The organism is Frondihabitans cladoniiphilus (assembly GCF_039544345.1).
GTDB lineage: Bacteria > Actinomycetota > Actinomycetes > Actinomycetales > Microbacteriaceae > Frondihabitans > Frondihabitans cladoniiphilus.
The window spans coordinates 143,303-168,909 of record NZ_BAABLM010000010.1 but is presented as its reverse complement, the minus strand read 5'-3'; the positions used below and the strand labels follow the sequence as shown (position 1 = coordinate 168,909).

The window sequence follows — 25,607 nt, the reverse complement described above, 5'->3', positions numbered from 1 at the left end:
GGATCAGACGTCGGCGGCGGCCTCGTTCCCCCAGGAGCTGATCTCGCGGGGCACGCCGAGCTCGTGCGAACCGGCCTCGGCCACGACCGTCAGGCTGCGGACGCGCGGAGCGGTCACGCCGGCGGTGGACGCGATCCAGCCGCCCACCAGGAGGCTGTCGTCGACGGCGCTGCGGACAGCGACCCCGCGGACGTCGAACTCGCCGTAGGCCTCTTCGGCGAAGACGACGCGGACGAGGTCGCCGTGGGTGAGGGAGGCGGCGTCCGACGGAGTGGCGGCGGGTGCATCCCCCGCTTCTTCGCGTTCTGCGGAGTGGAAGGTGCGCAGGAGTTGCAGCGCCTTCTGCGGCTTCTTGTTCGAGTCGAGGGGATGGCCGCCGATCGTGAACGAGCCCAGGACCTGCGACCAGACGGCCGTGCCGCGAAGCGCGAACACGCCGTAGCGGTCGGTCGCGAGCGTGGCGACGACGGCGTCGCCGGCCTCGAGGTCGGCCAGGAACGCAGTGAGGTTCTTGACGTTGCGCTTGGCCGGGGGAGTGAGGTCGTCGTCAGTCACCCGGCCAGCGTAACGGCCCGTGGATCAGTGCGGGGCGTGGTACAGGACCGGCTCCGCGAGACCCTTCTCGGCGCGGATCGACCGCGACAGACGCTCGATCGCCTTGAGCGCGTCGACGACGAGCTCGGGGGTGACCTCGAACGGCATGTTGTGGATCGTGTCGCTCGGCAGGCACGCGGCCTCGGCCACGGCGCGGAGCTCGGCGTCGTCGTCGATCGACAGCCCGATCTCGGTCAGGGTGTTCGGCAGGCCGACCTTGGTCGTGAAGACGACGAAGTCCTCGATCTCCTCGCGAGGAGCGCCCTCCAGCACGAGCTGTGCGATGGAGCCGATGTTGACCTTCTGGCCGTGCGCGAGACCGTGCGTCTGCGGGGCGGCGGTCAGGCCGTTGTGGATGGCGTGCGCCGCCGCGAGTCCACCCGATTCGAAGCCGAGGCCGGAGAGGAGCGTGTTCGCCTCGATGAGGTTCTCTAGAGCCGGCGTGACGAGGTGGTCTCGGACGGCGTCGAGGGCCGAGAACGCGTTCTCGTGGATGATGTCCCACGAGAGCTTGGCGAGCGCGGTACCCGTCTGCGTCGGCTGCCCGCCGGCCATCGTCAGCGAGTTCGAGCGCGACGTCGCGCGGGCCTCGAGCCAGGTGGCGAGGGCGTCGCCGATCCCGGCGACGAGGAACGCGACCGGCGCGTTGGCGACCAACTGCGAGTCGATCAGCACGAGGTCGGGGTTGTGCGGGAAGAAGCGGTATTCGATGAACTCGCCCTCCTCCGTGTAGATGACCGCCAGGGCGCTGGTGGGGGCGTCGGTGGACGCCACCGTCGGCACGCTGACCCAGCGGATGCCCGCGAGGTGTCCGGCCGACTTCGCCGCATCGATGGCGCTGCCGCCGCCGAGTCCGACGATGACGTCCACTCCGCCGGCCGTGATCTTCTCGACCAGCGCGTCGACGGCCGCCGGGGTGGCGAACCGGCCGAAGCCGACCCGTTCGAACGAGATGCCGTTCTCTCCGAAATCGGAGGCGACCTGATCGCCGACGACGCCCCAGACGAAGTCGTCCGCGACGAGGAGTGCGGTGGTGCCGATCTGCTTGACGTAGCCGCCGAGGTGCGTCATTGCACCCTTGCCCTGGACGTAGCGACCAGGGCTGATGACCGTGCGGATGGGTGTGCTCATGGTGAGGTTCTTCCTGTGAGTGAGCGTCCGGCCGAGAAGTCGACCAGAGGTAGGTTTTGGCGACCCACGGGGTCAGCGTAGTGCGCCGGGCGGACCCGGAGGCAGCGCTCTCTCAGATGGCGAGAGAGGTGCGAGAACGGGGGATGCACGGCTCCCCGCAACCACGCCGGTCCCGTCCTGCCGTTCCCAGGCTCGGCCCGGTAACGTCGGTCGCCAGATGACCGACAGCCCCGCGTCCGCCACCCCCTACGAGGTGCTCGGGGTCAGCGCTGCCGCCTCGCAGGAAGAGCTCCGACGCGCCTACCGGAAGCTCGCCCGCGAGACCCACCCCGACCTCGGCGGCAGCCCCGAACGCTTCCGCCGCGTTCAACTCGCCTGGGAACGCATCGGCACAGCCGAAGACCGAGCGGCGTTCGACCGCGGACAGGCCACCCGCACCTCCCAGCCCGCAGCCCCCACGTCGAGCTGGGCCCCCGCCGCTCCCCGCCCGACCCAGCAGTCGAGGCCCCGCGCCCGCGCCTACGGCCACCCCGGAGGCCGCGCGCGCGAGCTCTACCTCACCCTGCTCCGCGAATGGGTCGGCCGCGGCGAAGAGATCGACGACCCGTACGATCCCGTCCTCGTCCGGAGCGCCCCCGGCGAGATCCGGCGCTGTCTCGCCAAGGCGCTCGCCGAGGAGGCGACGGCGACCACGATCACCGAGCTCGGCATCGGCTACACCATCTGGAGCGACGTCGCCGCAGGTGCCGAGGAGAAGATCGACCACGTCGTGCTGGCTCCCACCGGGCTCTACGCGATCCGCTCCGACGACTGGGGCGGCACCGTCACGGCCAGCCGGGGCGAGATCGTCGGCGAGGGCGTCGCCGTCGACGAGCAGCCGGTCCGGGCCCTCGCCCGGAGCGCACGGGCATTCACCAAGCGCACGCGGGTGCCGTTCGTCGCCCAGTTGATCGTGGTGCCCGACGACGATCTCGTCGACCCGGTCGAGCCCGTCAGCCTCGGGCGCCGCAACTCCGCCTTCCTCGTTCGGCGCTCGGTGCTGGCGCACGTCCTTCGCGGCGGCCTGACCGGCGGGGAGCGCACCTCGAGCGTCGACGTGTTCGAGATCCGCTCCCGGCTGACCCACGAGGTCGAATTCGTCTGACGCACCCCCTGGACGCGGCGGCGGAGAGCCGTTAGACCTGTCGCATGATCACCACCACCTCCGCCTTCAGCGGCTACAGCGTCGGCGACATCGAGGTCGCCCGCACGTTCTACGGCTCCCAGCTCGGGCTGGACGTCTCCGACGGCCAGATGGGCAATCTGTCGATCACCCTCCCGGGAGGCGCCCCCGTGCTCCTCTACCCCAAGGACGATCACGTCCCGGCGACGTTCACGGTGCTCAACCTGGTGGTGCCGGAGATCGACGCGGCGGTCGCCGAGCTCGAGGCGGCGGGCATCCCCCTCGAGAACTACGGCGGGTACGCCGACGAGCGGGGGATCCTCCGCGGCAAGTCGGTCGGAATGGGCCCGAACATCGCCTGGTTCCTCGACCCGTCGGGCAACATCCTCTCGATCCTGGAGGAGTGACGGCTCCCGGTCGTCCTCGGGCGCCGGGCACGTATCCTTGTCGGGTGCGAAAAGCAGGCAGGGCTCGATGAGCGACGAGCGACCCCGTGAGGTCACGGCGATGTCGCTCCGGGCGGAGAAGCTCCGTCGGACGATGCTCCGCGCATCCGGCGGCCACTCGGCTCGTGACGACCCCGGTCTGTCTCCGGCCCGGCCTCCGAAGAACCCCGAGCTCGTCAACCGCTGGGCCAACCTCGGTCTCGCCGTCGGTGTACTCGCCCTCTTCGTCGACTTCGCCGCGGTACCCTCCGTCGTCGCGGTCGTGCTCTGCGTGTTCGGCCTGCGCCAAGCCCGTGCGCTCGATCGACGAGACCTCGGTCGCTACGGTCGGCGCCGCTCGCTCTGGGGCATCGGCTTCGCGGCGTTCGGTGTGGCGGGCATCCTCTTCAACCTGCTGATCCGGCCGCTCTACGCCTGAGCCGACCGAGTCGTGGTGCGTTCGCCCGGCCGGACGTGGCAAGCTCGACCCGTGAGCATCCACGGACCCGCCGACGGCTGGGTCGTTGCGCCCGACGGCCAGAAATACTGGGGCAAGAACGGCGCGGCCGGCCTCGTGGTGGTCGACGCCGACGAACGCGTGCTCCTGCAGCACCGGGTCGGCTGGAGTCACCACGGCGGCACCTGGGGTGTGCCCGGCGGTGCGCGCCAGTTCGACGAGTCCGCCGTCGAGGGGGCCCTCCGCGAGTCCGCCGAAGAGGCGGCCGTGCCGCGCGACGCCCTCCGTCTCCTCTTCACCTCCGCCGTCGATCTCGGCTTCTGGTCGTACACGACGGTCGTCGCCCGCGCCACGCGCTCGTTCGACCCGGTCATCTCCGACGGCGAGAGCGAGGACCTCGCCTGGGTACCGCTGGCCGACGTCGAATCGCTGCCCCTGCACCCCGGATTCGCCGCCTCCTGGCCCCGCCTCGCCGAGACTCTCCGTCACCCGCTCCACCTCGTCGTCGACGGCGCCAACGTCGTCGGCTCGCGTCCCGACGGCTGGTGGCGCGACCGTGCCGGCGCCGCCGGTCGTCTCCTCGGTGCGCTGGAGGTCCTGGCGGCCAACGGCGTGCCGGCCTCGGCGCTCGTCGCGGTCGAGCCCGCTCTGGCCGGAGCGGTCGACGCCTGGTTCCCCGATGTGACGCTCGTCGTCGAAGGCGAGGCGAAGAGCGTGGGGGATCCCCGTCCCGGCTCCCTCGTCGAGCTGCTTCGTGCGCCGACCGACGGCGACTCCGCAGTGGTCGCCGCCGTGCAGGGTCTGCTCGCCCCCGAGTCCGGCCCCGCCGCGGCGGCACCTCGGGTCGTGGTGGTCACGGCCGACCGCGAGCTGGCGGCACGGGTGGCTGCGCTCGGTGCCTCGGTGGTCGGGCCGGGCATCCTGCTCGCCCTCCTGCCCTAGCTCTTCGTTCCGGCTGCCGCCCCCGCCTCTCCCGCCCCGCCTTCGGCCCCCTTCCTCGTAATTGCGAGGAGATTCCCGCGCGAGCGTCCCCGGTTCCGCGGAACCGCGCCCCGACCGATCCGATCTCCTCGAAATTGTGCGGCGGGCCTCGCGACCGGACCGCACCGCCCGCCCGCACGGAAACGACGAACCGCCGCCTCCCCGAGGGAAGACGGCGGTTCGACTGAGACGCGGGGGATCAGGCGGCGGGGCCCGACCCGAGCGTCACAGTGACGTTCTGCGTGGCACCCGAGGCGTCGGTGTACGTGACCACGACGCTGTCGCCGACCTTGTGCGACTGGATCACCTGGGTGAGGGTCGTCGAGTCGGGCGTGGCCGTTCCGCCGACCGCCGTGATGGTGTCGCCCGCGGTCAGACCGGCCTTGGCGGCGGCGCTGCCCGTGACGGTGCCGGCGATCGTGACACCGGAGCCGGTGGTGCCCGTCGAGGTCGAGGCGATCTCGGCGCCGAGGAAGGCGGGGAGACCGATCACGATGGTGGAGGACGATTTGCCGGCCAGGATGCTGTCGGCGATGGTCAGCGCACCCGAGATCGGGATCGCGTAGCCGGTCACGGCGGAGGTGCCGGACGACGCGGCGGTGACGATGCCGATGACCTGCCCGCTGGCGTTGCGGAGGGGCCCGCCGGAGTCGCCGGAGACGACGTCGGCGCTGATCTCGATCAGGTTCGACAGCGACTCGGTGCCGGTGCCGGACTCGCTCTGCACCTGGATGGACTGCTTGGTGGCGACGACGGTGCCGGTCGCGGTGACGAGGCTGCCGGTGCCTTCGGCGTTGCCGGTGGAGTGGATGGCGTCGCCGGCCGCGACCGTGGCGTTCTTTCCGAACGTGACGGGGGTGAGGCCCGAGGCGTCCTGCAACTTCAGCACGGCGACGTCGTTGGTCGCGTCGGTGCCCACCACGTCCGCGGTGTACGTCTTTCCGGTCGAGACGACGGTGACCTGGATGCTCGTGGCGCCCTGGACGACGTGGTTATTCGTGAGGATCTCGCCGTTCGCGGTCATGATCATGCCCGTACCGGCGGACTTGGTGGACTCGTCGTAGTTGAGCGTCGAGACGATCGTGACGAGGCCCACCTTCTCGGCGGCGGTGGCTGCGGTGGCGGCGGTCGGGACGGTGCCCGTGCCGCTGTCGCTCGAACCGCTGCCCGAGGAGTCGCCGCCGCTGCCGTAGAGCGAGGATCCGCCGCTACCGAAGGGGCTGGTCTGGGTTCCGGAGGATCCACTGCCACCCGGCAGCGTCAGCTTCTGCTGGTTCGCGGCGGCCGAGGCGGCCTGCTCGCCGGTGGTGTGGCCGATGGCGAACGCCGCCCCGCCGGCGGCACCGGCGACGATGACGGTCGCGACGGCCGCGCCGGTGACGATCATCCACGGCTTGAAGTGACGACGCTCCTTCTTGAAGGCCGGCGGCACCTGGCCGAAGAGGTACTGGCCGTTGTTCGGGCCGTACTGCGGCTGCTGCCCGGGCTGGCCGGGCTGCTGGCCGTAGGGCGCCTGGCCGTAGCCCTGCTGCCCGTAGGGCGCCTGCGGCGTCGCGTTCTGACCGGCGTACCCGTCGGCGCCCATGGTCGCGTAGGGATCGGCGATGGGGCGGCCCGCTGCGTCGTACGCCTGGTTCACGAAGTGGGCGGGGGTGGGGCCGGTGCGGTACGGAAGGGTGTGGGCCGTGGGCTGCTCGGTGGTCGGCTCGTGGCCGTCGATCGGCGCCGTGTCGGCGGGGGTGCGGGTCTCGGAGAGGTTCTCGGTCGGCGTGCCGTCGGCTGCGGTCGACGGCGTCGTCGTGCGCTCCTGACCGTTCTCGTTCTCCGGCTCCGGGGTTCCAGTCGCGCCGTGGTCGGCGTTGTGGCTGTCGTTCATGATGGCCTTCCTGGGGCTGTGGGGTGGTGACTTGAGACCATCCAACGGCCCGACCCATGGAAAACCCTATGACGCTTCTGAGCGCCTGTGGTGAAGACCGAAAGAGCACGCTTGAAACGGGGGATGCACGGAATCGGTCTTCGGACACGGTAACGATTCCGCTACGCTTGACCGTCACAGGAGGTCCACGATGGCAGAGCCCGCCAACCCATTCGCCCGACGGCCCGGCGACGCCGAACCAGGCACGCAGAGCACCCCGTCGCAGGTCGACACCACCCTCAGCTTCAACGAGGAGTTCCAGGCGCAGCTCGCCGCCCTCGAAGGCGGGGTCTCCACCGACGAACGCGAGGCCGTCTCCGCGCTCCCGTCCGGGTCCGCACTCCTGGTGGTCCGTCGCGGCCCCAACATCGGCGCTCGCTTCCTCCTCGACGCCGACGTGACGGTCGCCGGGCGCCACCCCGACGCCGGCATCTTCCTCGACGACGTCACGGTCAGCCGCAAGCACGCCGAGTTCCACCGGCACGGCACCACGTTCAGCGTCAAGGACCTCGGGTCCTTGAACGGCACGTACTTCGACGGTGTCCGCATCGACGAAGCCCTTCTCAGCGATGGCGCCGAGGTCCAGGTCGGCAAGTTCCGTCTCACCTTCTACGCATCTCGAGTCGATCTCGCGAACCTGGCGATCAAGTAGTGCCCCGCGCACTGGCCCGGGCGTCCCATGCCCCGGGTGGTCCCGACCTGTTGACCATCGGCCAGGTCCTGGCTCGCCTCAAGCCCGAGTTCCCCGACCTCAGCAACTCGAAGCTCCGCTTCCTCGAAGAGCGGCAGCTCGTCACTCCTGTCCGCACCGAATCGGGCTACCGCAAGTTCTCCGCCGCCGACGTCGAGCGTCTCCGCTTCATCCTCGCGCTGCAGCGTGACCACTACCTGCCGCTCAAGGTCATCCGTCAGCACTTGGACGACCTCGACGCCGGTCGGCCGTCGACGCTGCCCACAGGGGCCGCTCCGGCGTCGATGCTGACGGGCGCGCGCCGGGTGGGGCGCGAGGACCTGCTGGCCGAGTCGGGCGCGACCGGCGCCCTCCTCGACGACGCGATCGGTGCATCCCTCGTTCCCGCTTCCGAGTTCTACGGCGATGAGAACGTGCAGGTGGTCTCCGCCCTGGCCGAGTTGGCCAAGTCGGGCATCGAACCGCGGCACCTCCGGGCGTTCCGTGCGGCGGCCGAGCGTGAATTCGGCCTCATCGAGAGCGCTGTCGGCACGACTGCGCGGCGTCGCGATGCGGCCGGCAAGGCCCGCGTCGCCGAGCTCGCGCGGGAGATCGCCGAGCAGCTCGAGATCGTGCGCACGAGCCTCATCCGCCAGGCGCTGGGGCGTCTCGACTCCTAGGGCGCGACCGCCTCGGGGCCTAGACTCGGGGGGTCGTCGAGCAATCTTCTCGACACGCCGCACGGCGAAGACGAATGTCGTCGTCCGGCACCGGGGTTGTGGGTACCGTTGACCCCGGTACAACCATCAACCCAGACTTGAAAGTTTGGCCGGTCGTACGACACCAAACTCAGCAGTGGAAGGCAGTCGATGAGCGAGACAGGTTCTCCCGAGGGATCCCTCGATGACGGGCTCGGCACCGACGAGATCAAGGCTCGCCTCGCTCAGTCGTCGGGATCCCCGTCGGCCTACGGCCAGGACGTCCTGTTCACCGACGGCATGGTCGAGCTCGAAGACGACCACGGCTACCGCGGCACCGCAGCCGCCCGCGCCGCCGGCATCAGCTACCGCCAACTCGACTACTGGGCGCGCACCGGCCTGGTCGAGCCGACCGTCCGGGGTGCCGCCGGCTCGGGATCGCAGCGACTGTACGGCTTCCGCGACATCCTGGTCCTGAAGCTCGTCAAGCGGCTCCTCGACACCGGCATCTCGCTCCAGCAGATCCGCACCGCCGTCAATCAGCTTCGCGAGTCGGGTGTGAGCGATCTCGCCCAGACGACGCTCATGAGCGACGGTGCCTCTGTGTACCTCTGCACCTCCAACGACGAGGTCATCGACCTCGTCTCGCGCGGCCAAGGCGTCTTCGGCATCGCCGTGGGCAAGGTGCTCCGCGAGGTCGAGCACAGCCTCGTCGAGCTCGACTCCACGCCGGCCGTCGATCCGGCCGACGAACTCGCCGCCCGCCGCACCCGAGCCTCCTGACGCGGCGCCCTCCGGCGTCGTCCTCGCCCGGCACGGCTCCGGCCTAGCTGCCGCGCGACGTATGACGGTCACGCAGACGTGCCGCGGCACGTCGCTTAGACCGCGATACGTGTTGCGGACGCTCGCTCGTGCCGTCCGCCGCATTTGCGCCGCGCAACGGATCACGGTCACGCAGACGTGCCGCGGCACGTCGGTGAGACCGCGACACGTATCGCGGCGCCGCGCACCGAGCGCAGCGGCGGGGAGAAATGGCCCCTACGCGACGGGCTCGGCGTAGTCGCCGATCTTGGCCGTGCGCATGATCCGCTCGAGCAGCTGGTCGAAGTTGCGAGCCATCTCCTGCGCGCTCTCGCCGGGCCAGACGTGCAGCGGCTTCGCGGCACCCTGCGCCTGCTGGAGCGACGTGCGCTCGGGCAGTTGCGGCGAGAGCACGAGCGGCCCGAACATGTCGCGAAGCTCTTTGATGCGGAACTGGTGCTCGAGCGACTGCACGCGAGCCCGGTTGACGATGATGCCGAGGGGCTGGAGGCGCGGCGAGAGGCCGCGGCGGATCTCCTCGATGGCGCGGAGGGCGCGGTCGGCGGCGGCGACGCTGAACAGGCCGGGTTCGGTGACCACGGTGACTCGGTCGGAAGCCGCCCACGCGGTACGCGTGAGGGCGTTGAGCGAGGGGGCGCAGTCGATGAGCACGAGGTCGTAGTCGGCCTCCACGTTGGCCAACGCCTCTTCCAGCTTCCAGATGTCGCGGATCGAGGGATGCGGGCCGTCGAAGTTGATGGCCGACGGGCTGCCGATCATCACGTCGATCTTGCCGGTGCGACCCTTCGTCCACCCGCTGGGAGCGATGGCCGCGCGGACCGTCTTCTCCTTCGGGGAGGCCAGCACGTCGGCGACGTTGAGATGGCCCGCCGTGTTGATGTCGAGGCCCGTCGAGACGTCGGACTGGGGGTCGAGATCGACGACGAGGGTACGGAGACCCTTGGCGAAGGCAGCCGACGTGAGTCCGAGCGTCACGGTCGTCTTGCCGACGCCGCCTTTGAGAGAGCTGACGCTGAGTACATGCACGATCAAGACGATACCTTCACTACTGTTGAAGCACCTAAAGGCGCCTGCATGTCGGCGCCACAGCCCCGACGTCGGGGCACAGAGAAAGGTCCCTCCCTTTGTTCACGAAGATCCTCGTCGCCAACCGTGGAGAGATCGCGATCCGCGCGTTCCGTGCCGCTTTCGAGCTGGGGGCCCGCACCGTCGCCGTCTACCCCTGGGAAGACCGCAACTCGATGCACCGCCTGAAGGCCGACGAGGCGTATCAGATCGGCGAGATCGGCCACCCGGTCCGCGCATACCTCGATGTTGCTGAGATCGTGCGTGTCGCGGTCGAGTCGGGTGCCGACGCGATCTACCCGGGCTACGGGTTCCTCTCCGAGAACCCCGAGCTCGCCGAAGCCGCGGCCACGGCCGGCATCACGTTCATCGGGCCCGGCCAGCACGTGCTCGAGATGGCCGGCAACAAGGTCACCGCGAAAGAGATGGCGATCGCCGCCGGCGTGCCTGTGCTGAAGTCCACCCCGGCCAGCCGCGACATCGACGAGTTGATCGCGGGCGCCGACGAGATCGGGTTCCCGGTCTTCGCCAAGGCGGTCGCCGGTGGCGGCGGGCGGGGGATGCGTCGGGTCGACACCCCAGGCGAGTTGCGCTCCGCTCTCGAGGCCGCCATGCGCGAGGCCGACAGCGCGTTCGGCGACCCGACCATGTTCATCGAGCAGGCCGTCGTCCGCCCCCGTCACATCGAGGTGCAGATCCTGGCCGACGCGACCGGCGAGACCGTGCACCTGTTCGAGCGCGACTGCTCCGTGCAGCGTCGTCACCAGAAAGTCGTCGAGATCGCGCCCGCTCCGAACCTCGACGAGGGCACGCGTCAGGCCATGTACCGCGACGCCATCGCCTTCGCCAAGTCGATCGGCTACGTCAACGCCGGCACGGTCGAGTTCCTCCTCGACACCGCGGGGGAGCGCAAGGGCCAGCACGTCTTCATCGAGATGAACCCGCGCATCCAGGTCGAGCACACCGTCACCGAAGAGGTCACCGACGTCGACCTCGTCCTGTCGCAGATGCGCATCGCCTCCGGCCAGACCCTCGCCGACCTGCACCTCCAGCAGCCGGACATCCACCTGCGCGGGGCGGCGCTGCAGACGCGCATCACCACGGAAGATCCGAACGCCGGCTTCCGCCCCGACACCGGGCGGATCACGACCTACCGCTCGCCGGGCGGAGCGGGCATCCGCCTCGACGGCGGCACGGTCAACCCGGGCACGCAGATCAGCCCCCACTTCGACTCGATGCTGGCCAAGATGACCGCCCGCGGACGCGACTTCCCGGCTGCGGTCGTGCGGGCCAAGCGCGGTCTGGCGGAGTTCCGCATCCGCGGCGTCTCCACGAACATCCCCTTCCTGCAGGCCGTCCTCGACGACCCGTCGTTCGCCGCAGGCGACCTCAGCACCAGTTTTATCGAAGAGCGACCCGAGCTGTTCGAGGCCCACAAGTCGAAAGACCGCGGCACGAAGATCCTCACCTGGCTCGCCGACGTCACGGTCAACCAGCCGAACGGCAAGGGCGAAGGCGCCATCGACCCGGCCCTGAAGCTCCCGAAGGTCGACCTGTCGACCCCGCCGCCCGCGGGCTCGCGGCAGCGCCTCCTCGAGCTCGGCCCGGTGGCCTTCGCGGCCGACCTCCGTGCCCAGACCCGGCTGGCGGTCACCGAGACCACCATGCGCGACGCGCACCAGTCGCTGCTCGCGACTCGGGTCCGCACTCGCGACCTCGTCACAGTCGCGCCGTACGTCGCCCGACTGACCCCCGAGCTGTTGAGCGTCGAGGCCTGGGGCGGTGCGACCTACGACGTCGCGCTCCGCTTCCTCGGCGAAGACCCCTGGAAGCGCCTGGCATCCCTCCGCGAGGCTCTGCCCAACATCGCGATCCAGATGCTGCTCCGGGGGCGGAACACCGTCGGGTACACGCCCTACCCGACCGAGGTGACGAGCGCCTTCGTCAAGGAGGCCGCCGACACGGGCGTCGACATCTTCCGGATCTTCGACGCCCTGAACGACGTGTCCCAGATGCGACCGGCCATCGACGCGGTGCTCGAGACCGGCACCACCGTCGCCGAGGTGGCCCTCTGCTATACGGCGGACCTCCTCGACCCGAACGAGACGCTCTACACGCTCGACTACTACCTCCGCCTCGCCGAGCAGATCGTCGAGGCCGGCGCGCACGTCATCGGCATCAAGGACATGGCGGGGCTCCTGCGTGCCGGCGCGGCCGAGAAACTCGTCGGCGCGCTTCGCGACCGATTCGACCTCCCGGTGCACGTGCACACGCACGACACCGCCGGCGGCCAGCTCGCCACGCTGCTGTCCGCAAGCCGTGCCGGTGCCGACGCGGTCGACGTCGCGAGCGCCCCGATGGCCGGCACCACGTCGCAGCCCTCCGCGTCCGCTCTCGTCGCCGCTCTCGCGCACACCGACCGCGACACGGGCCTCTCGCTCGAGGCCGTCTCCGACCTCGAGCCGTACTGGGAGGCCGTCCGCCGCGTCTACAAGCCGTTCGAGTCGGGGCTGCCCGGCCCCACCGGCCGCGTCTACAAGCACGAGATCCCCGGCGGCCAGCTGTCGAACCTGCGTCAGCAGGCGATCGCGCTCGGGCTCGGCGACCAGTTCGAGAAGGTCGAGGACTGGTACGCCGCGGCGAACCGCATCCTCGGCCGGCCGACGAAGGTCACGCCGTCGTCGAAGGTCGTGGGCGACCTCGCCCTCCAGCTCGCCGCCGCCAACGCCGACCCGGCCGAGTTCGAGGCCGACCCCGGCAAGTTCGACATCCCCGACAGCGTGATCGGCTTCATGGCAGGTGAGCTGGGCGACCTGCCCGGCGGATGGCCCGAGCCCTTCCGCAGCAAGGTCCTCGCCGGGCGCGACGTCAAGATCGGCGTCGAGCCGCTCGACCCGGCCGACGCCGCCGCCCTCGAGATTCCCGGCCGCGAGCGTCAAGAGCTGCTGAACCGCCTGCTCTTCGCCGGGCCCACGAAGGCCTACCAGAACGTCGTCGACACGTACGGCGACCTCTCCGTCGTGGCGACCCCCGACTACCTCTACGGCCTCCAGCAGGGCGTCGAGCACACGGTGCCCGTCTCGAAGGGCGTCAATCTCTACATCGGCCTCGAGGCCATCGGCGAGGCGGACGACAAGGGCGTCCGCACCGTCATGACCACGATCAACGGGCAGTTGCGGCCGGTCTTCATCCGGGACCGTTCCATCGAGGTCTCGGCGAAGTCGGCGGAGAAGGCCGATCGGACCGTGCCCGGCGAGGTCGCGGCACCGTTCTCCGGTGTCGTCACGCTGAAGGTCGCCGTCGGAGATCGGGTCGAACCAGGCGCGCCCGTCGCCACGATCGAGGCCATGAAGATGGAGGCGGCGATCACCAGCCCTGTCGGCGGGACCGTGAAGCGCCTGGCGATCCCCGTCACCCAGCAGGTCGACGCCGGCGATCTGCTCGTCATCGTCGCCCCGTAGGCGGCCTGGTCCCCTCCCCGCCCCCACTTTTTTCGAGGAGATCCGGTACTTGCCGCGCGCATTTGGGAGATCTCCGGGGCCCGTTCCGTCGATCTCCTCGAAATTCGTGAGACCCAGACCCGAACTCAGCCCCACCAGCCACAGCAACTGCAACCAGGAGTGCCAGAAGTGAGCGAACGCCCCATCCGCCTGTTCGGAGACCCTGTGCTCCGGTCCCCGTCCGACCCGGTGAAACTCGGCGACCCCGGCCTCGCGGCGCTCGTCCAGGACTTGATCGACACCGTCACTCTGCCTGGCCGGGCCGGGGTCGCCGCGTGCCAGATCGGCGTGGGCCTCCGGGCCTTCAGCTACAACGTCGACGGCGAGATCGGCTACGTGCTCAACCCCGAGATCGTCGAGCTGGGCGGCGAGCCCGAACTCGTCGAGGAAGGCTGCCTGTCGGTGCCCGGCTTCTACTTCCCGCGCCGGCGATACCCGTTCGCCCGCGTCGAGGGCGTCGACCTCGACGGCAACCGCGTCGAGCTCGAGGGTGACGGGCTGATGGCCCAGGCCTTGCAGCACGAGACGGATCACCTCGACGGCACCCTCTACATCATGGGGCTCGACCCCGAGATCAAGAGGGATGCAATGCGGCAGATCCGCGAGAGCGACTGGTTCTAACCGGCCGCGCCGTCTCCCTTCGGCGCCGAACCCTGGGTCGGGGCGACCTCGCCGTTCCACCCAGGAGCCTCGTCGCCCTCGGGTGCCGCCTCGTCGTCCTGAAGAATGTCGTCGCCGTCGTCCTCGAGGTCCCCGTCGCCTGAAGCATCCTCGTCGTGCGAACCGTCGTCCGTCTCCTGCAGCAGCAACCCCTCCCGGTCGTCGAGGAACAGTCGCCCGTCGTCGTCGAGCCTCCCGGTCAGCCCGAGGTCGAGCCACTCGCCCGACGCACCGGAGCCCGCAGCGACAGAGCCCGACGCACCGGAGCCCGCAGCGACAGAGCCCGCAACAGCGGAGCCAGACCCGGCCGCGGGGTCCTCGATGCCGACCCCGTGCATCCTCACCGCCCCGTCGCTCTCGACCTGGACCTCGACGCCGTCGAGCGCACGCCCCACTCCGCCGGCTGCTCGGCCGGACGCGTCGTCGAAGTGCTCGATCGTCGCGAAGCCGCTGGTCTCCGGCGTTCCGTACGACTCGAGGGGGTGCACATCGAGGGCGCGCATCAGCAACCGCAGTCGGGTCGGGAGCGACGCGGTGCCGGCCAGTGCCACGGCGTGCCGCAGTCGCCCTCCGGCCGTCTTGCGCAGCCCGCGCAGCACCAAGGCGTCGGCCAGAGCGAACCGGGTCTTCAACCAGGTCGGCACGGAACCGCTCTCGAGCGCCGTGGCGTACTCGAGGGCGACGTCACGGGCCTGACGGAGGGCCGTGGTGCGGCCGGACTCCTGGGCGCGGACCGATGCCGCCTCGTCGATCCCCTCGAAGAGTGCGGGGTCGGCGACGAGCAGGGTCGGCCGGAAGGACGCCAGGGTGGGGAGGAGAGCGGACGGATCGGCGAGGTGACCGAGCCGAGTGCCGGTGAAGAGCGCCAGCAGGGTCGTGAGCCGAGCGTGCGGATCGGTCGCGGGCAGCACCAGGAGGGTCGACGCCGATGGGCCGGTCGCTTCGGCGAGGACTTCGGCGAGAGCCCGTACGCGGATCGCCGCGACAGCGTGCGTCAGAGTGTGGAGCCGGAGTCCGCCGTCGGGCGTCGTCTCGTAGTGCCGGCTCAGGACGGTGTCGGCGCCCGCGGTCGCGACGGCGGCCTCGAAGTCGGGGTCGGGCAGGCGCCGCCCGGCGAGGACGAGCTTGTCGAGGTCGGCGAGCCCGATCTGCCACACGTCGATCACCAGCGGCAGATCGCCGTGGATCTCGTCGAAGCGCGCGAAGTCGGCCGGCGTCTCGACCACCACGGCCCGGGCGCCCGAGGCCTCGAGCACGGCCGTGAGCTCGGTCTCGCCGGCCTCTGGGGGCAGAGGGACCGTCGCGATCCCGACCAGGCCGGTGGCGGCGTCGACGAGGGTGGACTCGAAGCGGGTGGAACAGAGCACCCCGATCCGGTCGCCGGGCTCGAGGCCGGAAGCCAGGAATCCTCGAGCGAGCGCCTCCGCCCGGTCCAGGAACTCGGCCAGCGAGAGGTCGAACCAGCCGCCGAACGAGTCGGGGATCGCGATCGCGGCGTGCGTGGCTGACTCGGCGAGGGCTTCGGTGAGGAGCGCCGTCACCGAGTCGTCTCGGGTGGCTGCCAGCGGCATGGAAGGCTCCTCTCGGGCTTGCGGATCGTCTCGTTCACTGTACCGACACCCCTCATCGAGAGCGGGGGATGCACGGCTCGCTCGCTGGCGTTCGGACTGTTCGAAGCACGGCAGTAGAGTGATTTCTCGTGCAGGCAATCGGAATCGACATCGGCGGAACCAAGATCGCGGGCGGTGTCGTCACCGAACTCGGCGAGATCGTCGCCGAACGGCGGGTGCCGACTCCCACCGGCGACTCCCAGGCCATCGTCGACGCCGTCGTCGAGATGATCCGCGAACTCCAGTCCGAGCACGAGGTCGTCGCCGCCGGGGTCGCGGCGCCCGGCTTCATCGACGCTGCCCAGTCGACCGTGTACTACACGCCGAACATCCCCTGGCGCAACGAGCCCCTTCGAGCTCGCCTCAACGACGAGCTCGACCTCCACATCACCATCGACAACGACGCCAACGCGGCCGGCTGGGCCGAGTTCCGGTTCGGCGCCGGTCGCCTCGTCAGCGACATGACCATGCTCACGATCGGAACCGGCGTCGGGGGCGCGATCGTCGCTCAAGACAAGCTGCTCCGCGGCGGCTTCGGCACGGGGGGCGAGCTCGGCCACGTCCGCATCGTGCCCGACGGCCTGCCCTGCGGCTGTGGCGCCTTCGGGTGCATCGAGCAGTACGGGTCCGGTCGCGCCCTGCTCCGCATGGCCGGCGAGGTCGCCGACCGCGGGGGAGCGACGGGCAAGGCCCTGGCCGACCTCCGCACCGCGAAGGGGTCGCTCTCCGGGCACGACGTCAGCGCCCTTCTCGCGTCGGGCGATGCCGGGGCGGTCGAAGCCCTCACCGAGCTCGGCACCTGGTTGGGCCAGGCCTGCGCCTCGCTCAGCGTGGTGCTCGACCCCCAGCTCTTCGTCTTCGGCGGCGGTGTCGCCCAGGCGGGCGAGCTGCTGCTGGCTCCGGTCCGCGCCGCCTACCTCTCGCACCTCCCCGCCCGCGGCTTCCACCCCGAGCCCGACTTCGTCATCGCCGAGCTCGTGAACGACGCCGGAGTGGTGGGCGCCGCCGACCTCGCCCGGCTCCACGTCTCCACCCTCTGACTTCCGGTTAGACTGCACCGACTCAGGCGGCGCCGCAGCGCCCGACGGAAGGAGACGACGATGTTCTACTGGATCATGAAGACGTTCCTCTTCCGGCCCGTGCTGCTGTCGATCTTCCGCCCCTGGGTGATCGGTCGGCAGAACATCCCCGAGACCGGTCCCGTCATCTTCGCCAGCAACCACCTGTCGTTCGTCGACTCGGTGTTCCTGCCCCTCGTCCTCGACCGCCGGCTGTCGTTCCTGGCCAAGAGCGACTACTTCACCGGTCGCGGCATCCGCGGCTGGGCCACCCGGGTGTTCTTCAACGCCACCGGGCAGCTCTCGATCGACCGCTCCGGCGGCAAGGCGTCGGAGGCCTCTCTCAAGACCGGGCTCGGCGTCCTCGCCAAGGGCGAGCAGCTCGGCATCTACCCCGAGGGCACTCGCAGCCCTGACGGCCGCCTCTACCGCGGTCGCACCGGCATCGCTCGAATGGTCCTCGAGGGGCGCGTCCGGGTCGTGCCCGTCGCCATGATCGGCACGCAGCGCGTCATGGTCACGGGCTCGAAGAGGCCGCACCTGCACCGCATCGGCGTCGTCTTCGGCGAGCCGCTCGACTTCAGCCGCTTCGAGGGCCTCGAGGGGGACCGCTTCATCCTGCGTTCCATCACGGACGAGATCATGTACGAACTGAACAAGCTCGGTGGTCAGGAATATGCCGATGTCTACGCCTCTTCGGTCAAAGAGAGGCGTGCTGCGCTTTCGCGCTAGGCTCGATCCTCGTGGCGTGCGGCCTGTTCGGGCTGCCGCCGTGCATCCCACGATGCCGTTTCCACCCCTTCTAGACGAGGACACCGAGTGCTCCAGACCACAGACCCAGTCATTTCTGCAGATCCTTCCGTGATCGCAGGACTGGACTATTGGCGGACGCTCCCCATCAAGCAGCAGCCGCAGTGGAACGACTCGGGCGCGGTCGAGGCGGCCTCCGCCGAGATCGCCACCTACCCGCCCCTGGTCTTCGCGGGCGAGGTCGACACGCTGCGCGAGCGCCTGGCCTCCGCAGCCCAGGGGGAAGCGTTCCTCCTGCAGGGCGGCGACTGCGCCGAGACGTTCGCCGACGCCACGGCCGACAACATCCGCAACCGCGTGAAGACGCTGCTGCAGATGGCCGTCGTGCTCACGTACGGCGCCAGCGTGCCCGTCATCAAGATGGGCCGCATGGCCGGGCAGTTCGCCAAGCCCCGCTCCAGCGACACCGAGACCCGCGACGGCGTGACCCTGCCGGCCTACCGCGGCGACATCATCAACGGCTACGACTTCACGCCCGAGTCGCGTCAGCCCGACCCGGCGCGTCTGGTCCGCGGCTACCACACGTCGGCCTCGACGCTGAACCTGATCCGCGCCTTCACGCAGGGCGGGTTCGCCGATCTGCGCCAGGTGCACTCCTGGAACAAGGGCTTCGCCTCGAACCCGGCCAACGTCATGTACGAGCACATGGCTCGCGAGATCGACAAGGCCGTCCGTTTCATGGTCGCCGCCGGCGCCGACTTCGACGAGATGAAGCGCGCCGAGTTCTACACCAGCCACGAGGCGCTGCTGATGGACTACGAGCGACCGATGACCCGCATCGACTCGCGCACGGGCACGCCCTACGTCCTGTCGAGCCACTTCGTCTGGATCGGCGAACGGACCCGCGACCTCGACGGCGCCCACGTCGACTTCCTCAGCCGGGTGCGCAACCCGATCGGCGTGAAGCTCGGCCCGACGACGAGCCCCGACGACATGCTGCGGCTCATCGACAAGCTCGACCCGAACCGCGAGCCCGGTCGGCTGACGTTCATCACGCGCATGGGCGCCGGCAAGATCCGTGAGGCCCTGCCGCCGCTGCTCGAGGCCATCAAGGGCGCCGACGCCACTCCGCTGTGGGTGTCCGACCCGATGCACGGCAACGGCATGACCACGCCGTCGGGCTACAAGACTCGTCGCTTCGAAGAGATCGTCGACGAGGTCAAGGGCTTCTTCGAGGCGCACCGCGACGCGGGCACGCACCCGGGCGGCATCCACATCGAGCTGACGGGCGACGACGTGACAGAGTGCCTCGGCGGATCCGAGCACATCGACGAGGCGACCCTGGCCACCCGCTACGAGAGCCTCTGCGACCCGCGTCTGAACCACATGCAGTCGCTCGAGCTGGCGTTCCTGGTCGCCGAAGAGCTGTCGAGCGCGCAGGCCTGACCCGCGGTCTCACGACGAGCCCCTTCGCTTCGGCGGAGGGGCTCGCCGCGTCTCGGGCGGTGGTCGCCGCGTGCAAATGTCGAGTGATTCTGCGATCCGGGCGCGCCGAGGCCCGAGCCGGCGTGCACCTGTCGACGGATCGCTCGCGATGTGCGCACCGAAAACAGCGCGAGAGCGTGGGATGCACGGGGCCGGCTCGCCCCGGACGGGTCAGCCGCCGATCCCGATCGCGTTGTACGTCAGCGTGATCGTGTCGCCCTTGTGCGCGGTCGCCGCACCGGCGGGACTCTGCGTGGCGACGGTCAAGATGTTCTTCCAGTTGAGCGCGGTGCAGATCGCGGCCGGCTTGCAGTCTTTGTAGGTGACCTGGAGGCCAAGGGCCTTGAGGGCTGTCTCGGCTCCGGAGATCGTCTGGCCGGTCTCGTCGGGGACGGTGATCGGCTGGGGCCCTTTGGAGACGACGAGGCCGACGGTGGCCCCCTGGTGGACCGGTGCGGCCGGGTCGGCCTGGCTGATGACCGCGCCGGAGGGGACGCCGTCGGAATACTGGCTGTCGGTCTGCTGCCCCTTGAGGCCCACGGCTTCGAGATCGGCCTGAGCGGTCGCCAGCGCCTCGCCGGTCACGTCGGGGACCGGGCCGAGCGAGACCGTCAGGGTGACGGGCTGCTTTTCGCCGTAGGTCGTCGCGTGGCTCAGGTCCTCGGTGCCGCCGGTCGCGTCCTTGCCGGTGATCGCAAGGACGGACCCTTTCGCCTCGGTGGAGAACTGGTAGCTGGAGTCGCCGACGGTGAAGGCCGCGAGGGCGGCCTTGGCTCCCTCCTCCTGGGTGCCGAGAACTGTGGGCACGGGCAGGAGTCGGGGACCCTGCGACACGACGAGTGAGACGGTCGAGCCCTTCTGGATGCTGGCGCCGCCCTGGGGACGAGTGCCGGTCACGGAGCCGGAGGGGATGGCGACGTCGAAGGTCTTGACCTGGTTCGACGAGACGGCGAAGCCGGCCGCCTTGAGTTTCGCCGTCGCGTCGGGGACGGAGACGTTGGACATGCTGGGGACGGCGACGCGCCCGCCGGGGCCGAAGTTGAACCACCATCCGGTGCCACCGGCCAGGAGGGCGAGCACGACGACGACGACCAGGAGCACGAAGCCGCTGCGGCGGCGCCGGTGCGCCTTGCGGGCGAGGGCCTCGGCGTTGGTGTCGCCTCCGAGGACGGGCCCCGTGCGGTGGCGAGCCTGGCCGGCTGCCGGCGCCTGGCCGAGGATCTGCGTGTCGCCGGTGGGGCCCTGGGGGAGCGTCGGGTTGCGGAGCGTCGGTGCCATGGCGGCGGGTAGGACCCGGGTCTGCTGCATGCCGGGCTGGACCGTGCCGCGCTGGAGGTCGAAGAGGTGATCGAGCATGGCCCGGGCATCCCGCGGCCTGTCGTCGGGGTCGCGCGCGGTCGCCCATTGGACGAGCTCGTCGAGATCGACCGGGACGCGCGGGTTGACGGCCGAGGGCATCGGCACGGTGTCGTTCGCGTGCTGGTAGGCGATCTGCATCGGCTGGTCGCCCTTGTAGGGCTGCTCGCCGGTGAGCATCTCGTAGAGCATGATGCCGAGCGCGTAGATGTCGCTGCGGGTGTCGGCGATGCCGCGGGTCACGAGTTCGGGGGAGAGGTAGGCGATGGTGCCGAGCAGGGCGGCACCGGTCGCGGTGTTGGCGCTGGCGGCCCGGGCGAGGCCGAAGTCGCCGATCTTGATGCGGCCGTCGTCGGCGAGCAGGACGTTCTCGGGTTTGAGGTCGCGGTGGACGATGCCGGACTTGTGGGCGGCGGCGAGGCCGGCGAGCACGGCTTCGAGGATGTCGGTCGCCTGTTCGGGCGTCAGGACCTTGTGCTCCTGGAGGAGCTCTCGGAGGGTGATGCCGGGCAGGTACTCCATGACGATGTAGGCGGACTCGTCGTCCTGGCCCTGGTCGTAGACGTTGACCACGTTGGGGTGGGCGAGACGAGCGGCCGAGCGGGCCTCTTGGATGAAGCGCTCTTTGAAGTTCTCGTCGTCGGCGAGGTGCCCGTGCATGATCTTGACGGCCACGGGTCGTTCGAGCCGGAGGTCGGAGGCGAGGTAGACGGTCGCCATGCCGCCGCGGGCGATGCGTGAGCGCACCTGGTATCGGCCGTCGATGAGTCGGCCGATCATCGGGTCAGTCTGGTTGACGCTCACCTCGGTGATTTTACGGATGACACGCCGGGGAGAGCGTCCAACTCACCGCGCCCGACCAAACCGTTATGCGCCGTCCGAGGGGAATCGTCCGGAGGCATGACGGTCGCAGGCGGAAGGGTCGTCGTCAGAGGGTCGCGAGCCAGGTGCGGGCCGAGCTCTCCCACTTGCCGTAGGCATCGGGGTAGGCGGAGTTCTGCACGGCCTGAGCGGCCTGCGTGACCGTGAGAGTGGACCAGCCGCGGATGTCGAGCAGGCCGCGGGTCTTGCCGGGGTTGGGGTTGCGGCTGCCGCCGAAGAAGAGCTTGGTCGCGTACGTGGTGTCGGTGAGCTGCGCGCGCGTGCCCCAGCCCTGACTCGGGCGCTGCTGGAAGAGCCCGACCGAGTCGGCGTCGCCGGAGGGCAGGTTGCGGAGACCGGACTCCTGGGCGGCGGCGGCGAGGGCGACGACGATGCCCTGGTCGCTGACGCCGAGGGTGCGGCCGACCTGGATGATGGTGCGGGCATTGGCCTGCTGGGTGCTGTCGAGGGCCGTCGAGACGATCGTCGTGGCGCCGGTGCCGGCGGTGGTGACGGTGGCGGCGACGACGGTGCTCGGGATGGTGAGCTGCTTGCCGGCGTAGATCATGCTGGTCCAGCTCAGGCCGTTGGCCGTGAGGAGCTTGTCGACGGTGGTGCCGTTGGCCTTGGCGATCGACGAGAGCGTGTCTCCGGTCTTGATGACGTAGGTCGTCGCGGCGGTGCCGGTCGTCGAGGTGATCGTCTTGGTCGGCGTCGCGACGGTCGTGGTGGCGACGGGCGACGTGGTGGCAGCAAGGGCGACGGTGCCCGGGATCGTGAGGTGCTGGCCGGGGTACACGATGCTCGACCAGCCGAGGCCGTTCGCAGCCAGCAGTGCCGTCGTGGCGACGCCGTGCCGGGCGGCGATCGACGAGAGCGTGTCGCCGCGGACGATCGTGTACGAGCCGGCCTGCGCCGTCGGGGCCGGAGCCGGCGTGGCGACGGGGGATGCGGCTACCGCAGCGGCCGGGTTCGTCGCCTTGGCCGCGCTCAGGCTGAGGCTCTGGCCGGGGAAGATCGTGGACTTCCAGCTGAGCCCGTTGAGGGCGAGCACCGAGGCGGTGGAGAGTCCGAAGCGGCCGGCGATGCTCGAGACGGTGTCGCCGGTCTTGACCGTGTAGGTGGTCGGGACGGCGGAGGCCGTGCTGAGAACGGCGCTCGTCAGCTCGACGGCGGGCTGGTCGTCGGGCGCGGACCGCGTGGCGCTCAGGTCGATGCGGGTCGCCGGCGCGGCTTTCGTGTCGGGGCTGACGCCCGGACGCTTGGTGAGCGGCTGGACGTGGTCGGTGGTGACTAGGGGCCCGGTCAGGGTCATCGCCATCGAACCGGCGAGAACGATCGGCACGGTTCCGAGCATGCCCCGACCGATGCGGTAGGCGGCAGATCTCGAGGGTTGCGGGTCGGATTCGTTCATAGGGATTCACGCTGACACAGAAGTAAGTGCAAGTCAATTAACGAGACGGGTGTGACTGGAGTGAAACGCACCCAATCCGGGGGGAGGCGGACTCGGCCGCCCGTCCGTGGGAAGGTAGTGCCGTGACAGACATCTCCACGCGCCCCTGGTTCGACTCCATCACCTGGCTCACGCTGCCCGCTGCGGCCGAGCAACTCGGCACGACGGCGAGCCGGGTCCGCCGCCTCCTCGAGGAGAACGTCCTCCTCGCGACGCGGGTCGACGACGTCCGCAAGATCCCCGCCGTCTTCCTGGTCGGGAACGAGCCGATGCACGAGCTCCGCGGCACGATCACCGTCCTTCACGACAACCACTTCACCGACGACGAGGCCATCGACTGGCTCCTGTCGGACGAGGAGTCGCTGGGCACGAGCCCGATCCAGGCGCTGCTGGCCGGTCGCAAGGCTGAGGTCCGCCGCGTCGCGCAGTCGCTGCTCTGATCCGTCGCAGTTTCTGCTCTGATCGGCGGGCCGTCGCCGCTCCGAGCCGTGCGCGGTCGCCCGGCCGTCGTCGCCCCGATCAGGCGGTGCGGCGCGTGACGGTGTCGGCGAGCTGAGACAACTGCGCCTTGGCGCTCGGTGCGAGCGGTGCCGAGCCGATGGCGCTCTGAGCGGCAGCCACCTGCTCGCTGATCAGGGCCTCGACCGCGTCGACCGCGCCCGAGTCGCGGATCGTCGCCTGCAGCATCCGGATCTGGTCGTCGTCGAGGTCGGGATCGCCGAGGAGCTCGTCGAGCAGCCGGACGGAGCCCACGGGCAACGACTGCCGGGCCAGCGCGATCAGAACGGTGCGCTTGCCCTCGCGGAGATCGTCACCGGCCGGCTTGCCGGTCACCGCGGGGTCGCCGAAGACGCCGAGGAGATCGTCGCGGAGCTGATAGGCGATGCCGAGCGGGAGGCCGAAGGCGCTGAGGCTCTTCAGGTGCTCGGCCGAGCCGCCGGCCATGGCCGCGCCGACGAGCAGGGGTGCCTCGACGGAGTACTTGGCGGACTTGTAGACGATGACGCGCTGCGCTCGGGCCAGGAGCTCGTCGTCCGGTGCGGTGCCCCAGGCGCTTTCTTCGAGGATGTCGAGGTACTGCCCGACGGTGACCTCGGTGCGCATGCGATTGAATTCGCGACGGGCGGTGCGAGCGGCATCTCGCGACTCGAGCGAGTCGAAGGCGTCCGCCAGGAGCTCGTCGCTCCAACTCAGCAGGAGGTCGCCGAAGAGAAGAGCGCCCGAGGTGCCGAACGCGGCGGCGTCGCCGAGCCAGCCGCCGTCGCGGTGCAGCTCTTCGAACCGACGGTGCGCCGCGGGCAGGCCTCGACGGGTGTCGGAATTATCCATGATGTCGTCGTGCACGAGGGCCGCGGCGTGGAAGAACTCCAGCCCGACGGAGGCGGTGACGACGGCGTCGAATTGGGCTTTGTCCGGCGAGGTGGCGAGGACGTCGGCGGCGGCCTCGAGACCCGCCACGGACTGCCAGCCCCAGTAGCAGAACAACGCTCGGAACCGCTTGCCGCCCTGGAGCAGATCGGCCGAGAATCGGGCGAACGGATGGAGGTCGGAGGCGATGCCGTCGAGCTCCGGCCGTCGGGCTTGGAGGAAGCCGTCGATCCGGTCTTGAAGGACGTCTACTAACCGCGTACTCTCAGCCACGCCGCCTAGCCTAACCATTGCTTGCGGTTCTAGAATCGTGAGCTAACAACGGTGCTCGTCACGAGTGCACTCGAGGTCCTTCATCGGAGGCCGCGGGGGCTCTTTCCCGGCCACTGATTGGCAGCCCAATTGGCCTCCCTGAAGGGAACACAAATGCCTCTTTCCGAACAGGAGCAGCGGCTGCTCGAAGAGATGGAGCGCAGCCTCTACAACAACGACTCCGATTTCGTCACCACCATGAGCTCGCGTCGAGGACGACCGAGCTACACGATGGTCGTTCTCGGTATCGTCGCTGCTCTGATCGGCGTCGCCGTCATCGTCGCCGGCGTCGCCTTCCGCATGCCGTTGATCGGTGTCGCGGGCTTCATCGTCCTCCTGGCAGGCGCGCTCTTCGCAATCGCTCCTCCCCGTCGCCGTCTCGGTTCGCTCGGGCCCGCACCCGTTCCTCCCCGTTCCTCCACTTCGCGTGGTCGTGCCGGAGGCCGTGGCCGCGGTTCGATGATGGACCGCCTCAACGAGCGATGGGACAAGCGTCAGGGCGGAGACGACAACTGACGCAGTCCCGCCGGTGATCTGACCGGCACGAAACGAGGTCGACCCCTGGGTCGGCCTTTTTTCATGTCCACTGACGAGCCGTGAGCCTCCCTTTTCCTCCACCCCGTGCATCCCCGTGATGCCGGGGTTTTTTCGCGCGTCCGACCCCCCTTTCGGGGCCCGGTCGTTGTTTGGTGGGGGAATGTGGAGTAAAGTGGAGGAATAGCCCAGGCCGGGGCGTGGAGCGGGGGTGACGCGAGTGTTCCTCGGTACCTACGCGCCCAAGCTCGACGAGAAAGGCCGCATCATCCTTCCTGCGAAGTACCGCGACGAGCTGGCCTCCGGTCTGGTCATGACGCGCGGGCAGGAGCGCTGCGTCTACGTCTTCAGTCAGCGTGAGTTCGAAGACCTTCATGGGCGCATCCGGCAGGCGCCGGTCACGAGCAAGCAGGCTCGCGACTACCTGCGCCTGTTCCTCTCGGGCGCCTCCGACGAGATCCCCGACAAGCAGAACCGCGTCACCATCCCGGCCACTCTTCGCGAGTACGCCGGCCTCGGCCGCGATCTGACCGTGATCGGTGCGGGCAGCCGCGTCGAGATCTGGGCCACCGAGGCCTGGAACACCTACTACGCCGAGCAAGAGGCCTCGTTCGCCGACACCACCGAGGAGGTGATCCCCGGGCTCTTCTAGAGTCGCGGGTCCTGACTCCCAGCCGTCCACCCCTGGCACACTTCCCCGGTGCCAGGTGGGATGGATGGGGATCAGGCCCCACGAACAA

23 protein-coding genes are annotated in these 25,607 nt (G+C 69.8%); 15 read left to right on the top strand and 8 right to left on the bottom strand.

Annotated features, from left to right (window positions below; translation table 11 throughout):
• Positions 1 to 3: 3 nt before the first annotated feature.
• Both ABEA39_RS16245 and ABEA39_RS16240 read right to left on the bottom strand, forming a co-directional pair.
• Entirely contained in the window at positions 4 to 555 is a 552-nt protein-coding gene (locus ABEA39_RS16245; protein WP_345377002.1) for a hypothetical protein, read from the bottom strand.
• A gap of 24 nt (positions 556 to 579) precedes the next feature.
• Positions 580 to 1,725, bottom strand: coding sequence for a glycerol dehydrogenase (locus tag ABEA39_RS16240; protein ID WP_345377001.1), 1,146 nt, complete (start codon positions 1,723 to 1,725; stop codon positions 580 to 582).
• Between the two features lie 217 nt (positions 1,726 to 1,942).
• On the opposite strand from ABEA39_RS16240, the gene ABEA39_RS16235 reads away from it, so the two are divergent.
• The 4 genes from ABEA39_RS16235 to ABEA39_RS16220 all read left to right on the top strand — a co-directional run bounded on the left by ABEA39_RS16235 (position 1,943) and on the right by ABEA39_RS16220 (position 4,711).
• Positions 1,943 to 2,869 carry a J domain-containing protein gene (locus ABEA39_RS16235; RefSeq protein WP_345377000.1) on the top strand — a complete coding sequence of 309 codons (927 nt, stop codon included), beginning with the start codon at positions 1,943 to 1,945 and terminating at the stop codon, positions 2,867 to 2,869.
• 44 nt (positions 2,870 to 2,913) lie between these two features.
• Complete coding sequence (locus ABEA39_RS16230; protein ID WP_345376999.1) at positions 2,914 to 3,294, top strand: VOC family protein; 381 nt, start codon at positions 2,914 to 2,916, stop codon at positions 3,292 to 3,294.
• 67 nt (positions 3,295 to 3,361) lie between these two features.
• The gene (locus ABEA39_RS16225) at positions 3,362 to 3,751 is read left to right on the top strand and encodes a hypothetical protein (RefSeq protein ID WP_345376998.1); all 390 of its coding nucleotides are present in this window, start codon (positions 3,362 to 3,364) and stop codon (positions 3,749 to 3,751) included.
• A gap of 51 nt (positions 3,752 to 3,802) precedes the next feature.
• On the top strand, positions 3,803 to 4,711 hold the full coding sequence (locus ABEA39_RS16220) for an NUDIX hydrolase (protein WP_345376997.1): 909 nt from the start codon (positions 3,803 to 3,805) through the stop codon (positions 4,709 to 4,711).
• A gap of 238 nt (positions 4,712 to 4,949) precedes the next feature.
• Here the strand turns inward: ABEA39_RS16220 and ABEA39_RS16215 are convergent, their stop codons facing one another.
• Positions 4,950 to 6,626, bottom strand: a complete 1,677-nt coding sequence (locus ABEA39_RS16215) for a S1C family serine protease (RefSeq protein WP_345376996.1) — start codon at positions 6,624 to 6,626, stop codon at positions 4,950 to 4,952.
• Positions 6,627 to 6,816: 190 nt separating this feature from the next.
• On the opposite strand from ABEA39_RS16215, the gene ABEA39_RS16210 reads away from it, so the two are divergent.
• The 3 genes from ABEA39_RS16210 (at position 6,817) to ABEA39_RS16200 (ending at position 8,816) form a co-directional block, all read left to right on the top strand.
• Positions 6,817 to 7,317, top strand: a complete 501-nt coding sequence (locus tag ABEA39_RS16210; RefSeq protein WP_345376995.1) for an FHA domain-containing protein — start codon at positions 6,817 to 6,819, stop codon at positions 7,315 to 7,317.
• A complete protein-coding gene (gene ftsR / locus ABEA39_RS16205) occupies positions 7,317 to 8,015 on the top strand; it encodes a transcriptional regulator FtsR (RefSeq protein ID WP_345376994.1) in 699 nt (232 codons plus the stop codon). Before ABEA39_RS16210 ends, ftsR begins: the two co-directional genes overlap by 1 nt.
• A gap of 318 nt (positions 8,016 to 8,333) precedes the next feature.
• Positions 8,334 to 8,816: a MerR family transcriptional regulator gene (locus ABEA39_RS16200; protein ID WP_345377184.1), complete on the top strand. Its 483-nt coding sequence runs from the start codon at positions 8,334 to 8,336 to the stop codon at positions 8,814 to 8,816.
• Between the two features lie 255 nt (positions 8,817 to 9,071).
• Here ABEA39_RS16200 and ABEA39_RS16195 read toward each other — a convergent pair whose 3' ends face one another.
• The gene (locus tag ABEA39_RS16195) at positions 9,072 to 9,881 is read right to left on the bottom strand and encodes a ParA family protein (RefSeq protein WP_345376993.1); all 810 of its coding nucleotides are present in this window, start codon (positions 9,879 to 9,881) and stop codon (positions 9,072 to 9,074) included.
• Between the two features lie 98 nt (positions 9,882 to 9,979).
• Between ABEA39_RS16195 and ABEA39_RS16190 the strand changes: the two genes are divergently transcribed.
• Together ABEA39_RS16190 and ABEA39_RS16185 are read left to right on the top strand one after the other, a co-directional pair.
• On the top strand, positions 9,980 to 13,381 hold the full coding sequence (locus tag ABEA39_RS16190) for a pyruvate carboxylase (RefSeq protein ID WP_345376992.1): 3,402 nt from the start codon (positions 9,980 to 9,982) through the stop codon (positions 13,379 to 13,381).
• 168 nt (positions 13,382 to 13,549) lie between these two features.
• On the top strand, positions 13,550 to 14,041 hold the full coding sequence (locus ABEA39_RS16185; protein WP_345376991.1) for a peptide deformylase: 492 nt from the start codon (positions 13,550 to 13,552) through the stop codon (positions 14,039 to 14,041).
• Here the strand turns inward: ABEA39_RS16185 and ABEA39_RS16180 are convergent.
• Positions 14,038 to 15,651, bottom strand: coding sequence for an AMP-binding protein (locus ABEA39_RS16180; protein ID WP_345376990.1), 1,614 nt, complete (start codon positions 15,649 to 15,651; stop codon positions 14,038 to 14,040). The two genes, ABEA39_RS16185 and ABEA39_RS16180, sit on opposite strands and share 4 nt — an antisense overlap.
• 128 nt (positions 15,652 to 15,779) lie before the next feature.
• Here ABEA39_RS16180 and ABEA39_RS16175 point away from each other — a divergent pair, with 128 nt between their 5' ends.
• The 3 genes from ABEA39_RS16175 to ABEA39_RS16165 all read left to right on the top strand — a co-directional run bounded on the left by ABEA39_RS16175 (position 15,780) and on the right by ABEA39_RS16165 (position 18,944).
• A complete protein-coding gene (locus ABEA39_RS16175) occupies positions 15,780 to 16,730 on the top strand; it encodes an ROK family glucokinase (RefSeq protein ID WP_345376989.1) in 951 nt (316 codons plus the stop codon).
• A 60-nt stretch (positions 16,731 to 16,790) separates the two neighbouring features.
• Entirely contained in the window at positions 16,791 to 17,480 is a 690-nt protein-coding gene (locus ABEA39_RS16170) for a lysophospholipid acyltransferase family protein (RefSeq protein WP_345376988.1), read from the top strand.
• Positions 17,481 to 17,609: 129 nt separating this feature from the next.
• Complete coding sequence (locus ABEA39_RS16165) at positions 17,610 to 18,944, top strand: class II 3-deoxy-7-phosphoheptulonate synthase (protein WP_345376987.1); 1,335 nt, start codon at positions 17,610 to 17,612, stop codon at positions 18,942 to 18,944.
• A gap of 210 nt (positions 18,945 to 19,154) precedes the next feature.
• On the opposite strand, the gene pknB is transcribed toward ABEA39_RS16165, so the two are convergent.
• Entirely contained in the window at positions 19,155 to 21,119 is a 1,965-nt protein-coding gene (gene pknB, locus ABEA39_RS16160; protein ID WP_425556993.1) for a Stk1 family PASTA domain-containing Ser/Thr kinase, read from the bottom strand.
• Between the two features lie 148 nt (positions 21,120 to 21,267).
• Positions 21,268 to 22,620: a LysM peptidoglycan-binding domain-containing protein gene (locus ABEA39_RS16155; protein WP_425556992.1), complete on the bottom strand. Its 1,353-nt coding sequence runs from the start codon at positions 22,618 to 22,620 to the stop codon at positions 21,268 to 21,270.
• Positions 22,621 to 22,745: 125 nt separating this feature from the next.
• On the opposite strand from ABEA39_RS16155, the gene ABEA39_RS16150 reads away from it, so the two are divergent.
• On the top strand, positions 22,746 to 23,093 hold the full coding sequence (locus tag ABEA39_RS16150) for an Rv2175c family DNA-binding protein (RefSeq protein ID WP_425556991.1): 348 nt from the start codon (positions 22,746 to 22,748) through the stop codon (positions 23,091 to 23,093).
• Between the two features lie 79 nt (positions 23,094 to 23,172).
• Here ABEA39_RS16150 and ABEA39_RS16145 read toward each other — a convergent pair whose 3' ends face one another.
• Positions 23,173 to 24,294 (bottom strand): polyprenyl synthetase family protein, encoded by a 1,122-nt coding sequence (locus ABEA39_RS16145; protein ID WP_345376983.1) that lies wholly within the window; start codon positions 24,292 to 24,294, stop codon positions 23,173 to 23,175.
• Between the two features lie 153 nt (positions 24,295 to 24,447).
• On the opposite strand from ABEA39_RS16145, the gene ABEA39_RS16140 reads away from it, so the two are divergent.
• Together ABEA39_RS16140 and mraZ are read left to right on the top strand one after the other, a co-directional pair.
• Entirely contained in the window at positions 24,448 to 24,849 is a 402-nt protein-coding gene (locus ABEA39_RS16140) for a DUF3040 domain-containing protein (protein WP_345376982.1), read from the top strand.
• Between the two features lie 238 nt (positions 24,850 to 25,087).
• On the top strand, positions 25,088 to 25,519 hold the full coding sequence (mraZ, locus tag ABEA39_RS16135) for a division/cell wall cluster transcriptional repressor MraZ (RefSeq protein ID WP_345377183.1): 432 nt from the start codon (positions 25,088 to 25,090) through the stop codon (positions 25,517 to 25,519).
• Positions 25,520 to 25,607 lie beyond the last annotated feature (88 nt).

Coding starts and splice junctions, on each gene's coding strand:
- ABEA39_RS16240 (WP_345377001.1), bottom strand. CDS start 1,725: ATGAGCACACCCATCCGCACGGTCATCAGCCCTGGTCGCTACGTCCAG.
- ABEA39_RS16235 (WP_345377000.1), top strand. CDS start 1,943: ATGACCGACAGCCCCGCGTCCGCCACCCCCTACGAGGTGCTCGGGGTC.
- ABEA39_RS16230 (WP_345376999.1), top strand. CDS start 2,914: ATGATCACCACCACCTCCGCCTTCAGCGGCTACAGCGTCGGCGACATC.
- ABEA39_RS16225 (WP_345376998.1), top strand. CDS start 3,362: ATGAGCGACGAGCGACCCCGTGAGGTCACGGCGATGTCGCTCCGGGCG.
- ABEA39_RS16215 (WP_345376996.1), bottom strand. CDS start 6,626: ATGAACGACAGCCACAACGCCGACCACGGCGCGACTGGAACCCCGGAG.
- ABEA39_RS16210 (WP_345376995.1), top strand. CDS start 6,817: ATGGCAGAGCCCGCCAACCCATTCGCCCGACGGCCCGGCGACGCCGAA.
- ABEA39_RS16200 (WP_345377184.1), top strand. CDS start 8,334: ATGGTCGAGCTCGAAGACGACCACGGCTACCGCGGCACCGCAGCCGCC.
- ABEA39_RS16180 (WP_345376990.1), bottom strand. CDS start 15,651: ATGCCGCTGGCAGCCACCCGAGACGACTCGGTGACGGCGCTCCTCACC.
- ABEA39_RS16170 (WP_345376988.1), top strand. CDS start 16,791: ATGTTCTACTGGATCATGAAGACGTTCCTCTTCCGGCCCGTGCTGCTG.
- pknB (WP_425556993.1), bottom strand. CDS start 21,119: ATGATCGGCCGACTCATCGACGGCCGATACCAGGTGCGCTCACGCATC.
- ABEA39_RS16140 (WP_345376982.1), top strand. CDS start 24,448: ATGCCTCTTTCCGAACAGGAGCAGCGGCTGCTCGAAGAGATGGAGCGC.